This is a genomic window from Hydrogenophaga sp. (assembly GCF_011390835.1).
Taxonomy (GTDB): Bacteria; Pseudomonadota; Gammaproteobacteria; order Burkholderiales; family Burkholderiaceae_C; genus Hydrogenophaga.
This window is the reverse complement of record NZ_JAABRQ010000001.1, coordinates 53,803-67,246: the sequence shown is the minus strand read 5'-3', so window position 1 is coordinate 67,246 and position 13,444 is coordinate 53,803. Positions and strand designations below refer to the sequence as shown.

Annotated in this window: 11 protein-coding genes; 7 read left to right on the top strand and 4 right to left on the bottom strand. The window is 65.5% G+C overall.

From position 1 onward, the window contains the following. Positions 1–4 precede the first annotated feature (4 nt). Both GPT34_RS00295 and metG read right to left on the bottom strand, forming a co-directional pair. A complete protein-coding gene (locus GPT34_RS00295; protein ID WP_291008109.1) occupies positions 5–745 on the bottom strand; it encodes a YoaK family protein in 741 nt (246 codons plus the stop codon). A 14-nt stretch (positions 746–759) separates the two neighbouring features. Then, positions 760–2,841 (bottom strand): methionine--tRNA ligase, encoded by a 2,082-nt coding sequence (gene metG / locus GPT34_RS00290; protein WP_291008106.1) that lies wholly within the window; start codon positions 2,839–2,841, stop codon positions 760–762. Positions 2,842–3,053: 212 nt separating this feature from the next. Here metG and apbC point away from each other — a divergent pair, with 212 nt between their 5' ends. The 6 genes from apbC (at position 3,054) to GPT34_RS00260 (ending at position 9,187) form a co-directional block, all read left to right on the top strand. Further along, positions 3,054–4,145 (top strand): iron-sulfur cluster carrier protein ApbC, encoded by a 1,092-nt coding sequence (gene apbC / locus GPT34_RS00285; RefSeq protein WP_291008103.1) that lies wholly within the window; start codon positions 3,054–3,056, stop codon positions 4,143–4,145. A 114-nt stretch (positions 4,146–4,259) separates the two neighbouring features. Continuing rightward, complete coding sequence (locus GPT34_RS00280) at positions 4,260–4,901, top strand: DUF3305 domain-containing protein (RefSeq protein ID WP_291008101.1); 642 nt, start codon at positions 4,260–4,262, stop codon at positions 4,899–4,901. Next, complete coding sequence (locus GPT34_RS00275) at positions 4,898–5,725, top strand: gamma-glutamyl-gamma-aminobutyrate hydrolase family protein (RefSeq protein ID WP_291008098.1); 828 nt, start codon at positions 4,898–4,900, stop codon at positions 5,723–5,725. The genes GPT34_RS00280 and GPT34_RS00275 overlap by 4 nt, the downstream gene beginning before the upstream one ends. Position 5,726: 1 nt before the next feature. Continuing rightward, positions 5,727–6,395, top strand: a complete 669-nt coding sequence (locus GPT34_RS00270) for a DUF3306 domain-containing protein (protein WP_291008095.1) — start codon at positions 5,727–5,729, stop codon at positions 6,393–6,395. Further along, complete coding sequence (locus GPT34_RS00265; RefSeq protein ID WP_291008988.1) at positions 6,355–8,430, top strand: 4Fe-4S binding protein; 2,076 nt, start codon at positions 6,355–6,357, stop codon at positions 8,428–8,430. The genes GPT34_RS00270 and GPT34_RS00265 overlap by 41 nt, the downstream gene beginning before the upstream one ends. Before the next feature lie 139 nt (positions 8,431–8,569). After that, on the top strand, positions 8,570–9,187 hold the full coding sequence (locus tag GPT34_RS00260; protein ID WP_291008092.1) for a molecular chaperone TorD family protein: 618 nt from the start codon (positions 8,570–8,572) through the stop codon (positions 9,185–9,187). A gap of 37 nt (positions 9,188–9,224) precedes the next feature. On the opposite strand, the gene GPT34_RS00255 is transcribed toward GPT34_RS00260, so the two are convergent. Then, complete coding sequence (locus GPT34_RS00255) at positions 9,225–11,324, bottom strand: cache domain-containing protein (protein WP_291008089.1); 2,100 nt, start codon at positions 11,322–11,324, stop codon at positions 9,225–9,227. Further along, positions 11,324–12,718 carry a sigma-54 dependent transcriptional regulator gene (locus tag GPT34_RS00250; RefSeq protein WP_291008087.1) on the bottom strand — a complete coding sequence of 465 codons (1,395 nt, stop codon included), beginning with the start codon at positions 12,716–12,718 and terminating at the stop codon, positions 11,324–11,326. The genes GPT34_RS00255 and GPT34_RS00250 overlap by 1 nt, the downstream gene beginning before the upstream one ends. 486 nt (positions 12,719–13,204) lie before the next feature. Here GPT34_RS00250 and GPT34_RS00245 point away from each other — a divergent pair, with 486 nt between their 5' ends. Continuing rightward, positions 13,205–13,435, top strand: a complete 231-nt coding sequence (locus GPT34_RS00245; RefSeq protein ID WP_291008083.1) for a formate dehydrogenase — start codon at positions 13,205–13,207, stop codon at positions 13,433–13,435. The last annotated feature ends 9 nt before the right edge of the window (positions 13,436–13,444 follow it).

Genomic DNA, 13,444 nt, shown 5'->3' with positions numbered 1-13,444 from the left:
TGATTCAGGCTCGCCGCAGGCGCTGCCAGTCGTCCAGCAGGGGGCGCAGCACCAGCAGTAGCAACAGGGCCGCCAGCGGCACGGTGCTCAGGTAGCCCAGGTACTTGAAGCCCAGCGCACCCATCACGCCGCCACCAAGAAAGCAGCCGATGAGCTGCAGGTGGACCCTCAGGCGTTGCCGGTTTGCGCGCACCGGCTGCATGCCAGCGTTGCGGTTCACATACAGCAGTTTTCCCAGCTCGATGCCCAGATCGGTGACCAGACCGGTGACGTGCGTGGTGCGGATGCGTGCATGCGAAATTTTGGTGATGACCGCGTTTTGCAGGCCCATGATGAAGCACAACAGCAGCACGGTCAGCGGCAGGAACACCGCGTGCACCAGGCCGATCGCGGCACCGAACAGGCCAAACACCAGCAGCAGCGCCGCTTCCACCACGAGTGGCAGGCCGTAGGCGCTGAGCAGCTGCAGTCGCATGCCCCAGTTCACCAGCCAGGCGGTGCACATGGCGCCCAGCAAAAATGCCAGCAGCGCCACCAGACCGGAAAAAGCCAGCACAAACTGACCGAGCACCAGGTGGTCTGCCACGGTCGACACGATGCCGGTCATGTGCGAGGTGTACTGCCCCACCGCCAGGAACCCCCCCGCGTTGATCGCACCAGCCACGAAGGCGAGCACCGAGCCGAGCTTCAGGTCGGTCTGAGGCGTGCGCCGGAGGCCAGTGAAGCCACGGATGGGTGCGAACATCGGGCGCGCAGGCCTCAGCGCACCCGCATGCCCGGTTGGGCGCCTGGCCAGGGGTTGAGGATGTAGATGCCAGGCTCGGCCTTCTCGTCGCCATGGCTGGCGGCGAGCACCATGCCTTCGCTCAGTCCAAACTTCATCTTGCGCGGCGCGAGGTTGGCCACCATCACCGTGAGCTTGCCGACCAGATCTTGCGGCTGGTAGGCGCTGGCGATGCCACTGAACACATTGCGCGTCTGGCCTTCACCCACGTCCAGCGTGAGGCGCAGCAACTTGGTCGAACCCTCGACTGCTTCGCAGTTGACGATCTGCGCGATGCGTAGGTCGATCTTGGCGAAGTCGTCGATGCTGATGGTCTCGGCGATGGCTTCGCCACCGGGCAAGGCCTTGGGCTCGTCGGCTGCCGGTGGAGGCTCGAACAGTGCGTCGAGCTGCTTCACGTCGACGCGCTGTATGAGGTGCTGATATGCGCCAATGCTGTGCCCCGCGCCCAGTAAGCGACCCGCGTCGGCGAAGCTCAGCGGCTCCACCTTCAAGAAGGCCTCAACCTGTGAGGCCAGCGCTGGTAGCACCGGCTTCAGGTAGAGCGAGAGCAGGCGGAACGCTTCAATGCAGGCACTGCACACGTCTTGCAGCCGGCCGTCCATGCCGGCCTGCTTGGCAAGCTCCCAGGGCTTGTTTTGGTCCACGTAGGCGTTCACCCGGTCGGCCAGGGCCATCACCTCGCGCAGCGCCTTGGCGTATTCGCGCTCGGCGTACAGCTCGGCGATCTGCGGCGCGGCGCTTTGCAGATGGTCGAGCAAGGCATCACCGTCGGCCGAAACGGCGCCGAGCTGGCCACCAAACCGCTTGGCGATGAAGCCCGCTGCGCGCGAAGCGATGTTGATGTACTTGCCCACCAGATCGGCGTTGACGCGCAACATGAAGTCTTCGGCGTTGAAATCCACGTCTTCGTTCTTCGCCGTGAGCTTGGCCGCGAGGTAGTAGCGCAGCCACTCGGGGTTCATGCCCAGGCTCAGGTACTTCAGCGGGTCCAGCCCGGTGCCCCGGCTCTTGCTCATCTTCTCGCCGTTGTTGATGGTGAGAAAGCCGTGTACGAACACGGCGTTGGGCACCTTGCGCCCGCTGAAGTGCAGCGTGGCAGGCCAGAACAGGGTGTGGAAGGTGATGATGTCCTTGCCGATGAAGTGGTACTGCTCGGTGGCCGGATCGGCCATGAATTCCTCGTAGGACCGCGTTTCGCCACAGGCTGCCTTGGCGCCGCCCTTGTCGAAATAGTTTTTCAGCGAAGCCAGATAGCCAATGGGCGCGTCCAGCCACACATAGAAATACTTCCCCGGCGCGTCAGGGATCTCGATGCCGAAGTAAGGCGCGTCGCGGCTGATGTCCCAGTCGCCCATCTTGGGCTTGCCGTCCGGGCCCGGCTCGATCCACTCCGCAATCTTGTTGAGTACCTCGGGCTGCACCGCGCCGCTTTGCGTCCACTGGTCCAGGAAGGCCAGGCAGCGCGGGTCGGACAGCTTGAAGAAAAAGTGCTCCGAAGTCCGCAGGATCGGCTTGGCGCCCGAGAGGGCCGAGTAGGGGTTGATCAGATCGGTGGGGCTGTAGACCTTGCCGCAGACCTCGCAGTTGTCGCCGTACTGGTCCTTGGCGTGGCAGTTCGGGCACTCCCCCTTGATGAAGCGGTCGGGCAGGAACATGTTCTTCTCGGGGTCGAAAAACTGTTCGATACTGCGGGTCTCGATCAGGTCGTTGGCCTTGAGCGCGCGGTAGATGTCTTGCGCCAGGTCGTGGTTCTCGGGCGCGTCGGTGCTGTGCCAGTTGTCGAAGGCAATGTGAAAACCGTCCAGGTAGGGCTTGCGCCCGGCCGCGATGTCGGCCACGAATTGCTGCGGCGTCTTGCCCGCCTTGTCGGCTGCGATCATGATCGGCGCGCCATGGGCGTCGTCTGCGCAGACGAAGTGCACCTGGTGCCCCTGCATGCGCTGGAACCGCACCCAGATGTCAGCCTGGATGTATTCCATGATGTGGCCGATGTGGAAATGGCCGTTGGCGTAGGGCAGGGCGGTGGTGACGAACAGGCGTCGCGGCTGACTCATGGGGGTGGCTCTCGTGCGGGGGAACCGTTCATTTTAGGGCGCGGGCCAGCGCACCGCCCCTTGACCGGAGCGCGGACGGCCCCGTGGCGGCCCCCATGCCCACATGCCGGCCGGGTTTATGCGAGGCGGCGGGCGGGCGGGTAGACTTCTCGGTTGCCCTACCGCGGCACCCCGCCACCGATCCCGATTTTCCGCACAGGAGACAAGCCCCTATGGCCGTAGACCAACAAGCGCTGCTGAACGCCCTGCAGGCCGTAACCGACCCCAACACCGGCCGCGACTTCGTGAGCACTAAGGCGGTCAAGAACCTGCAAATCACCGAGGGCGATGTGGCTTTCGACGTCGAGCTGGGCTACCCCGCCAAGAGCCAGATCCCGGCGCTGCGCCGGGCCCTGATCTCAGCTGCCAAGGCGGTGCCGGGCGTGGACAACGTCTCGACCAACCTGGTGGTGAAGATCGCCGCGCATGCGGTGCAGCGCGGCGTGCAGTTGCTGCCGCAGGTGAAAAACATCGTCGCCGTGGCCTCGGGCAAGGGCGGCGTGGGAAAGAGCACCACCGCCGTCAACCTCGCGCTGGCGCTGGCCGCCGAAGGCGCCAAGGTCGGCATCCTGGACGCCGACATATATGGCCCCAGTCAGCCCATGATGATGGGCTTGGAGGGCCGGCCCGAAAGCAGCGACGGCCAGAGCATGGAGCCGCTGGAGAACTACGGGGTGCAGGTGATCTCGATCGGCTTCCTGATCGACCGCGACGAAGCCATGATCTGGCGCGGCCCCATGGCCACCCAGGCACTGGAGCAGCTGCTGCGCCAGACCAACTGGAAAGACCTCGACTACCTGATTGTCGATATGCCCCCCGGCACTGGCGACATCCAGCTCACCCTGTCGCAGCGCGTGCCGCTGACCGGCGCGGTGATCGTGACCACGCCGCAGGACATCGCCCTGCTCGACGCGCGCAAGGGCATCAAGATGTTCGAGAAGGTGGGCGTGCCCATCCTGGGCATCGTCGAAAACATGGCGGTGCACGTGTGCGAGAAGTGTGGCCACACCGAGCACATCTTCGGCGCCGATGGCGGCAAGAACATGGCTGCCGAGTACGGCATGGACTACCTGGGCGCCCTGCCGCTGAACATGAGCATCCGTGTCCAGGCCGACAGCGGCATGCCCAGCGTGGTGGCCGATCCCGATGGCGAAATCGCCGGCATCTACAAGACAGTGGCGCGCCAGCTCGCGATCAAGATCGCAGCCAAGTCCAAGGACTTCTCCAGCAAGTTCCCCAGCATCAAGGTGTCCAAGGACACCTGAGGGCTTAGAGATCGTCTCAGGTCTCAGGTAGCCGGCATCACCTCACGCGCTGTGCTGGCTTAGGGCTGATACGGACTTTGCGCCGTGAGTGCTTGGCGTACAGTGAGTGTTTACATGGATATTGATCCCTCCCCTTCTACGTTGCGATCCGGACGACCCGTACTGGACGTCGATGTGGTCATGCGGCGTGAGCCCGTGGTCGGTCCGATGGCGCGCTGGCAACCCTGGCGCTGGGTGCTGAGCGATGTGCTGCTGACCGGCGAGCCCGCTTGGTCGGGCGCCGACGCCGAGGCGCCACCTGCCGAGACGCGTGAGGTGTCGCCGCTGGAAGGCACTGCGGCGGTGGCCGGTGCGTCGTACTGGCTGTACCCCGGGCGGCGCGTCACGCTGTTTCGCGATGACGCCGAAGGCTACTTCCTCAATCTCTCCAGCCCCAAGCCGTGTTTCTGGGTCTTCTGGCGCCTCGACGAAGCCCGCCTGATCGATGGTGAGCCGGTGGCCGTACCCCAGGTCGTCACGCTGAGCTACCACGATGCAGGCCGCTGGCTCGATGCCCAGGAGCGGGTCGATCAGGTAGCCGCGCCGGCTCCCGTGGTGGACTGGCTGCGCGGTTTTGTGGCCGAGCATTACCAGGCCGAGCCCAAACGCCGAAAGCGGCCCGACAGTTTCAAACCGCTGACAGATCGCTTTGGCCAGCCGGTTCGCATTTCCACCGAGAAGGTGCATGGGCCTCGCCCGCCCGGGAGCGGTGCATGACGCTGCGCATCGGCATCAGCGCACGCCTGTTGCACGACCCACCCCCGGGTCTGGGTCTGCCGCAAAAGCGGCTGCAGTTTCTGGAGAGCTCGATGGCGCACTGGATCATGGCGCACCGGGCGATCGCGCTTATGGTGCCCTTCATCGACGAAGAAAGTCCGCTGTCTGTGAACCGCGCGCCGGTCTCCGACATCGTGGACCTGCTCGATGGCCTGGTGCTGCAGGGCGGTATCGATATCTGTCCCGAAAGCTACGGCGGCACGTTGGCCGACCCGGCCTGGGCTGGCGACGCCATTCGCGACCGGTACGAACTGGCCTTGCTGCGCGCCTTCATCGAAGCTGGCAAGCCCGTACTCGGCATCTGTCGGGGCGCACAGCTCATCAATGTGTGCTTCGGCGGCACGCTGGTGCAGGACATCCCCAGCATGCGCGCTGGTGCCCTGGTGCACCAGGACACCCAGCGATACGACCGCCTGATGCACGAGGTGCAGTTTGTTGCCGGGTCGTCGCTGGCGCAGCTGTATGGCGATGATCGCCCGCACCAGGTCACCAGCATCCATCATCAGTGTGTGGACCGGCTGGGTGACGGTCTGGACGTGGAGGCGCGCTCGCCGGTGGATGGGATCGTGGAGGCCATCCGCCACCGAGGCCCGTCATTCGTGCTCGGCGTGCAATGGCACCCGGAGTTCCACCTCACTCCAGGCGAAGAAACGCAGGGCCTGCTTGACAGCGGCCCGATGATGAGCGCCTTCCTGCAAGCGGCCCGCGGCCGAGCCGATCGCCACCGCACCAAGACAATGCCGGCTCACACGACATCCCACTGATATGGTGATCGAAGACGACGACAACTTTTTCAGCCGCTGGTCGCGGCGCAAGGTGCAGGTGCGCAGCGGCGATCCGCTGCCTGCCGAGCCGGCGCCGCCGGTCCCGCGCGTGGCACCGCCTGTCGCTCCTTCAGGCGTGCAGGCCGCGGTGCCCGTCGAGTCGCCTGCGGAGGCTGAGCAGCCAGCTCCCCCGCCACCCACGCTGGAAGACGTGGCCGAGCTCACACCACAGTCCGACTTCAAGCGCTTCGTGGGACGCAGCGTGTCGCCCGAGGTGCGTAACGCCGCGGTGAGAAAGCTGTTTACCGACCCCCACTACAACGTGATGGATGGCCTGGACATCTACATTGACGATTATTCCCAGCCCAGCCCGCTGTCGGCCGCCATGATGGCCAAGATGGTGGGTGCCCAGTTCCTCAAGTTGGTCGACGATCCGAACGAAGTGAAGGTAGCGCCTGCCATTGCTTCGCCTGCGTCAGACGCGGCGCAAGTGGCCGCAACGCCCGAGACACGCGAACTTTCCCCCACCGCCGAATCGACGGAGCCGCCAGCTGACACCGTCGCCGCCGCGAGCGAATCACCACAGACCCCACCCAATGACCACGTTGATCTGCAATTGCAACCAGACCATGCCCCTGAACGCGAAGGCGCTGGGCGAAGCACTGGATGAAGACCTGACGCTGCACACCACGCTGTGCCGGCGCGACGCGCCCGCCTTTCAGAAGGCCGCGCGCAACCCCGACGATCTGGTGGTCGCCTGCACCCAGGAAAGCCGGCTTTTCACCGAACTGGCAGGCGAGACCGAAGGCGCGGTGTCGCTGGACGTGCGCCCGATCCGTTTTGTCAACATCCGCGAGACCGGGGGCTGGAGTCGCGATGCGGCCAAGGCTACGCCCAAGATGGCGGCGCTGCTGGCGCTGGCGCGGCTGCCCGACGCCGAGCCGGTTGGCACGGTGGGCTACGAGAGCGCCGGGCGTCTGCTCATCATCGGCCCGCTGGAGGCTGCCGAGCGCGCAGCCGCCCAGGTAAGCGACGTGCTGGATGTGACGCTGCTGGCCACCGGCGGCTCGGGCTCGCAGGCACGGCGCTACCCGGTGCTGGCCGGCGAGGTCACCAGTCTGCGTGGCTGGCTGGGCGCATTCACCCTGGTGCGCAGCACCAGCAACCCGATCGACCTTGATCTCTGCACGCGCTGCAACGCCTGCGTGGCCGCCTGCCCGGAAGGCGCCATTGGTCTGGACTACCAGATCGACATGAACCGCTGCCGCTCGCACCGCGCCTGTGTCACCGCGTGCGAGGCGGTGGGCGCGATCCAGTTTGGTCGCGATCCCCAGTCCCACGAAGACAGTTTTGATCTCGTGCTCGACCTGCGGGAAACCCCCGCCTTCAGCCAGCACGCGGTGCCCCAGGGCTATTTCCATCTGCCCGCCGGGCTCGACAGTGCGCCGGCGCTCGGCGCTCTGATCAAGCTGCGCGACCTGGTGGGCGAATTCGAGAAGCCGCGCTTCTTCAACTACAAGCAGAAGATCTGCGCCCATGGCCGCAACGAGCAGGTGGGCTGCAACGCCTGCGTCGACATCTGTTCTGCGTCGGCCATCACCAGCGACCTCAAGAAGAACCAGATCGTCGTCAACCCCAATCTGTGCGTCGGCTGCGGCGCCTGCACCACCGTCTGCCCCACCGGCGCACTCACTTATGCCTACCCGCGTGCCAGCGAACAAGGCGTGAAGCTGCGCACCCTGCTGGCCACCTACCAGAAGGCTGGTGGCCAGGATGCGGCGCTGCTGCTGCACAGCCAGGAAGCAGGGTCGGATCTGGTGAACGACCTGGGCCGCATGGCCGTGCTCGACAAAGCGGTGCGCGGCGTGCCGGCGCGGGTGATCCCGCTGCCGTTGTGGCACACCGCCTCGGTGGGCGTGGATCTCTGGCTGACCGCGTTTGCCTACGGTGCGTCGCAGGTCTGGGTGCTGATGACGGGCGAAGAAGCGCCGCAGTACCGCGATGCGGTGCGCGAGCAGATGGCGGTGGCCCAGGCCATCGTCAGCGGGCTGGGTTACAGCGGCGAACATTTCCGCGTGATCGAGGTGCGCGATGCGCGCGAGCTGCCGGCCCTGGACGCGACCCTGGCTGCGCCGCCCGCCCAAGGCGTGGCACGGCGCGCCAGCTTTGCCGTGCAGGCCGAAAAGCGCGCCACGCTGGAGCTGGCGCTCGATCACCTGCTGCAAGACAGCGTGCGCTTCACACCGCGCCCTGAGGCGATTGCGTTGCCGGCGGCTTCCCCGCTGGGCACGATTGAGGTGAACCGCGATACTTGCACCCTGTGTCTGAGCTGCGTCAGCGCGTGCCCGGCCAGCGCGCTGCAGGACAACCCCGATCGACCGCAGCTGCGCTTCATCGAAAAGAACTGCGTGCAATGCGGTCTGTGCGTCACCACCTGCCCGGAAGATGCCATCAAGCTGCAACCCCGCCTGTGGCTGGCCGACCAGCGCAAGCAGCCGCGCGTGCTCAACGAAGCCCAACCCTACGAGTGCATCCGTTGCCGCAAACCGTTCGGCACGCTCAAGGGTGTCGAGGTCATGCTGGCCAAGCTCTCGGGCCACGCGATGTTCCAGGGCGAGGCGCTGGAGCGGCTGAAGATGTGTGGCGACTGCCGCGTGGTCGATATCTATTCCAACCCGAACCAGCCCAAGATCACAGACTTGTGAAACCCCTGCGCCGCTGCGCATTTTTGCCGCAGGGGGACCACGCCTTTGGCCCGGCGAAGCCGGTTCCACGGCGTGTTCTGCATAGCACCTTGGCCTGCGTGGCTGTGTGGTGATGCTTCAACCGAAAACGGAAAAACCGATGAACGATCCGATCCCTGTCTCCTCCGCGCTCGACGAAGAGACCGCACGCGCCGAGGTCTATGGCCTGCTGGCTGCCCTGTACTACGCCCCGCCATCTGCCGAGCTGATGGCGCAGTTGCGCGTGGCGGTGACCGAAGCACCGGCGGCCGGTGGTTTTCTGGAAGAGCCCTGGCGCGAGCTGGTCGCTGCGGCCCGTGTACAGGACGATGCATCGGTGGTGAATGAGTACGACGATTTGTTCGGTGGCGTGGGCAAGCCCGAGCTCTACCTGTTTGGTTCGCACTTCCTGAGCGGGTTTCTGAACGAAAAGCCGCTTGCCCAGCTGCGCGGCGATCTCGCGGCACTGGGGCTGGCGCGCGACGAGCGCATGCCCGAAACCGAGGACCACATCGCGTATCTGTGCGAGGTGATGCGCTTCCTGATCGCCGGTGACGATGTGTCGGTTTCCAATCTGTCGCAGCAACAGAAATTTTTCACCACGCATGTGCAGCCGTGGGTGAACGACATGACCGATGCCATCGCCGCCCATCCCAAAGCGCGCTTCTACGCCGCCTTGGCTGGCTTCACCCGGGCCTTTGTGAGCGTGGAGACCCAGGGCTTCGACCTGCTGGCCTAGGACCTGTTTCCGCATAGAAAAATGGTGTGAACAGGCCCTAGCCTGACTGCGGACCCGGGTGCCCGTCCTGGGTGCTGGCCGCAGCCGGTGCCTGAGGTTCGCTGAGCAGGTTGAGCGTGAAGATCGCGCCAGTCAAACCATCGCTGCGGTTGCTGGCCGCCAGGCTGCCGCCATAGCGCTCAACCAGCCCCACGCTGATCCACAGTCCCAGGCCGTTGCCGTCGTTCTTGGTGGTGAAGAACGGGCGGAACAGCCGCTCCATCACCGCGGGGGAAAGACCGGGGCCAGAGTCCTGCACCGTGAGCGCCACGCCGTCCGGCAGGTCATGTGTGCTCAGCCGCAACACGCCGCCCTCTGGCATGGCCTGGATGGCGTTGATCAGCAGGTTGATCACGATCTGCTGCAGCTCCTGTCGGTTGACGCCGGCCGTGTGTATGGCGCGCAGGTCGCGCTGCACCTCGATGCCGGTCTTGGCGAGCAGGTGCTGCACCAGCACCAGGCAGTCGTCGACCAGCTGGTTGACATCCAGCGCTTCGGTATAGCCCGCATATTCGGTGGGGCGCGCGTACTGCAGCAACTGGGTGACGATGAGGCGCATGCGCTCGATCTGCTCGTCCATCAGGCGCAACTCGTCGCGCACCGTCACGCCCTGCGCGCCCAGGGTCTCGCGCATCAGATCCAGGTTGCCCTGCATCACCGCTATCGGGTTGTTGACCTCGTGGGCGATGCTGGCGGTGAGCTGGCCGATGGCCGCCAGCTTTTCGCTCTTGACCAGTTGCTGTTGAGCTAGCTGCAGCGACGCGTTGCTGGCCTCCAGCGCTTGGGTTCTCTCGGCTACCTTGAGATCGAGCTCGTCGCCCCAGCGTTGCAGGGCACGGGTCTTGTCGTCGATCACGTCGAGCAGCTGGTCCAGGTGACCCGCCAGCGCACCCAGTTCGTCGTGCACCGGCAAACCGCCGACGCGGGCATGAGCCTCACCGTCTTCCACCCGCTGCATGGTGCGGTTCATCTGCTCCACCGGCCGGAAAATGCTGCGCGCCCAGCGCAGCGAGAACCAGGCTGACACTGCCATGGCCAGCAGGAAGATCAGGCCGGTGACCGCGAGCAGGGCATAGCGCACCAGGCGAAACGGTTGCTCCAGAAAACCCACGTAAAGCATGCCGATGCGCTGGCCAGCGGCGTCGAGCAGCGGCTCGTAGGCCGAGACGTACCAGTCGTTCACCACAAAAGCGCGCGCCAGCCAGGTCTGGCCCTGGCCCAGCACCCGGTCGCGCACCGTCTGAGAGACACGTGTGCCGATGGCGCGCTGGTCCTGGAACAGGCGCACGTTGGTGGTGATGCGCACGTCGTCGAGAAACAGCGTTGCCGTGCCCTGACTGCCAAAAGGCAGCGAGCCGTCGGGGTAGACGATGCGGTTGATGTGGTCGATGAAATCGAGGTTCTGGTTGAGCAGCAGCCCGCCGACCACCATGGCCACCGTTTGGCCAGCGCCGTCTCGCACCGGCACACTGGTGAGCGCCACCATGGCCCGGTCTTCGGCGCTGCGGTCGGTGGGCGCGGCGTTGCGGGTCGGCACCAGCGGCACCATCACGCGGGGCCGCAGCTGCGGCGCCAGCGCGGCCAGCGCCTCCGGCCCGAGCAGCAGTAAACGCGCCTGAGGCCGTGCACGCGTGCCTTGCGATGCCAGCGCTAGGGCGGTGGGCATGGGCGGCAGATCGGTCGTTGCGTCGATCTGGTCGCGAGCGATGGCGTGACCTTGCGCGTCGTACAGCACCAGCAGGTCCAGCCCCAGCCGCGCGCGCGCGGCGCTCAGCTGCTGTGCCAAGGCGCTGGTGGGTGCGGCCTTGGCCGAGCCGGGTGCGTTGTGCAGCGCCTGCCAGGCATCGAACAGGGCGCGCGAATCCGCCACGCCTTGCGTGCCCGAGCCGACTTCGGTTAGCACCTGATCGAAGTAGCCGCGGGCCACCGCGAGGTCGCTGCGCACCTTGGTGATCAGCAGGCGGTCGTAGGCCGCATTGCCCCACAGTGCCAGCGCCAGCAGCATGAGCGGAAACACCACCAGCAACGGCAGCAGCGCGATCGCCAGCAGCTTGTTGCGTACCGAGCCGGTGAGCCAACGCGCGGTATGCCGGGCCATCAGCGGCCGCTGCCGGGCGGCAGGCCCCATTCCAGTACGCGTCGCTCCAGCGTGCGGCGCGAGACGCCCAGCAGCTGCGCGGCCTGCGTCTTGTCGCCCTGCACCGATTCCAGCACCGACAGGATGTGCCGCTTCTCCAGCGTGTGAAGGTCGGTGGGTGCACCCGCGTCGGCGGGGCGCGGCGATTCGCCGGGGTAGAGCGCCGAGACGTTGAGGCTGCCCAGGATCAGCGAGCGCTCGATCAGGTTGCGCAGCTCGCGCACATTGCCCGGCCAGTGGTACTGCTGAAGAAAGACCATCTCGGTGTCGGTGATCTGCAGTGGCGGCACGCCCAGCGCCGGCGCGAGCTGGTCCATGAAATGGGCCACCAGCGCGGGGATATCGGTCTTGTGACTGCGCAGTGGTGGCAGCGTCAGGTCCACCACTTGCAGGCGGAAGAAAAGGTCTTGCCGGAAGCGCCCCGCTGCGACTGCGTCGCTCAGACGGCGGTTGGTGGCAGCGATGACGCGCAGGTTCACCGACATCAGCTGTTCGCTGCCCACCGGCCGGATTTTCAGGTCTTCGATCGCGCGCAGCAGCGTGGCCTGGATGGCCACTGGCAGCTCGGCCACCTCATCCAGAAAGAGGGTGCCGCCCTGTGCATAGTGGAACAGGCCTTCTCGCGCCCGAGTCGCGCCGGTGAAGGCGCCGCGTGCATGACCGAAGAGCTCGCTTTCGATCAGATCTGGCGAGACCGCCGCGCAGTTCACGGGCACAAAGGGGTGGGCCGCGCGCGGGCTCTGGGCATGCAGTTCGCGGGCCACCAGTTCTTTGCCGGTGCCGGACTCGCCCTGCAGAAGCACGGTGCTCGGCATGGGCGCCACACGTGCGATGGACTCTCGCAACGCGTTCATAGGCTCGGAGCTGCCGACCAGGCTGGGGCCGCCAGCGCGAGGCGAAGTGAGGGCCCGCCGCAGCACGAAGTTTTCGCGCCGCAGGCGCGAGCGCTCGTGACAGTGTTTCACCGAGTTGAGGATCTGCGGCACGCGAAACGGTTTGAGCACAAAGTCCGACGCGCCGGCGCGAAGCGCTTCGATGGCGGTCTCCAGATCGGCGAAGGCGGTGATCAGGATCACCTCGCCGGTGAAGCCTTGCTCGCGCAGTTCCTTGAGCCAGGCGACGCCGCTCTTGCCGGGCAATGAAATATCCAGGATCACCAAGTCCACATGATGTCCCCGCAGCCAGTCCATGCCTTCTTCAGCGCTCGACGCGCTCATGACGAAATGGCAGCGCGGCGCCAGGGTCTTGACCAGAAAATTGAGCATGCCCTGCTCGTCGTCGACGATGAGGATCGACCAGTCGGGCCAGCCTTCCAGCGATTTTTCGGGCGATGCGGGGATGTTGAGGTGTTCCACCGGGCCGGATTCTACGGATGAAGTCGATCAAATCACTTGGGTATTGCCGGTGGGTGTGCCGGCGACAAGGTTTATTTCGCTGCTCAATCGGGCTCCTTGATGCGACAAATTGTCGCAACACGCAGCGACAGGCTGACGGTGTGGGCGCGCGTCGTCTGTGCACTCGATTGATCAGCCGGCGTTGCCTCGATGCTTAACGCATCGACCCCACAGTGACACTCCTTCACCGTTGACGCACATCATGTGGCAGCAGGAGGCAAGGGCATAAGCCGGTGCTTATGGCACGGAATTCGCTGCAATGCACATCGTGCCGGCCGGTGGTGCGCTGCAGCATCGGGTGCTATCGCGTTGGAAGCACGCATCAGCTCCGCACAGGGGGTTTGTCTGGCTTGCGCGGGGACAGACGGCAGGCTAGATTCGCATATGCAAAAACCCCGCAAGCGTTGTGATCGCATCGCCGGGGTTGTGTTCAACCAGGAGACCTGCATGAGCCAGCCTAAGACCCCTGCGCCACGCCAAACCCCCCCCAAACTTAACCGTCGCACTCTGTTTGCCGGAGCGTCTACCGTGGGAGCGCTGGCGGCAGTCGCCACCGTGTTGCCCAAGGCGGTGGACAGAGCAGCACCGAGCGTGGCAAGCAAGCCCGCCCCCGAGCGTGGCGGCGGCTACAGCCTGACCGAACACGTCAAGCAGTATTACAAGACCACGATGATCTGAGCCGCAGAG

Coding starts and splice junctions, on each gene's coding strand:
- GPT34_RS00295 (WP_291008109.1), bottom strand. CDS start 745: ATGTTCGCACCCATCCGTGGCTTCACTGGCCTCCGGCGCACGCCTCAG.
- metG (WP_291008106.1), bottom strand. CDS start 2,841: ATGAGTCAGCCGCGACGCCTGTTCGTCACCACCGCCCTGCCCTACGCC.
- apbC (WP_291008103.1), top strand. CDS start 3,054: ATGGCCGTAGACCAACAAGCGCTGCTGAACGCCCTGCAGGCCGTAACC.
- GPT34_RS00280 (WP_291008101.1), top strand. CDS start 4,260: ATGGATATTGATCCCTCCCCTTCTACGTTGCGATCCGGACGACCCGTA.
- GPT34_RS00275 (WP_291008098.1), top strand. CDS start 4,898: ATGACGCTGCGCATCGGCATCAGCGCACGCCTGTTGCACGACCCACCC.
- GPT34_RS00270 (WP_291008095.1), top strand. CDS start 5,727: ATGGTGATCGAAGACGACGACAACTTTTTCAGCCGCTGGTCGCGGCGC.
- GPT34_RS00265 (WP_291008988.1), top strand. CDS start 6,355: ATGCCCCTGAACGCGAAGGCGCTGGGCGAAGCACTGGATGAAGACCTG.
- GPT34_RS00260 (WP_291008092.1), top strand. CDS start 8,570: ATGAACGATCCGATCCCTGTCTCCTCCGCGCTCGACGAAGAGACCGCA.
- GPT34_RS00255 (WP_291008089.1), bottom strand. CDS start 11,324: ATGGCCCGGCATACCGCGCGTTGGCTCACCGGCTCGGTACGCAACAAG.
- GPT34_RS00245 (WP_291008083.1), top strand. CDS start 13,205: ATGAGCCAGCCTAAGACCCCTGCGCCACGCCAAACCCCCCCCAAACTT.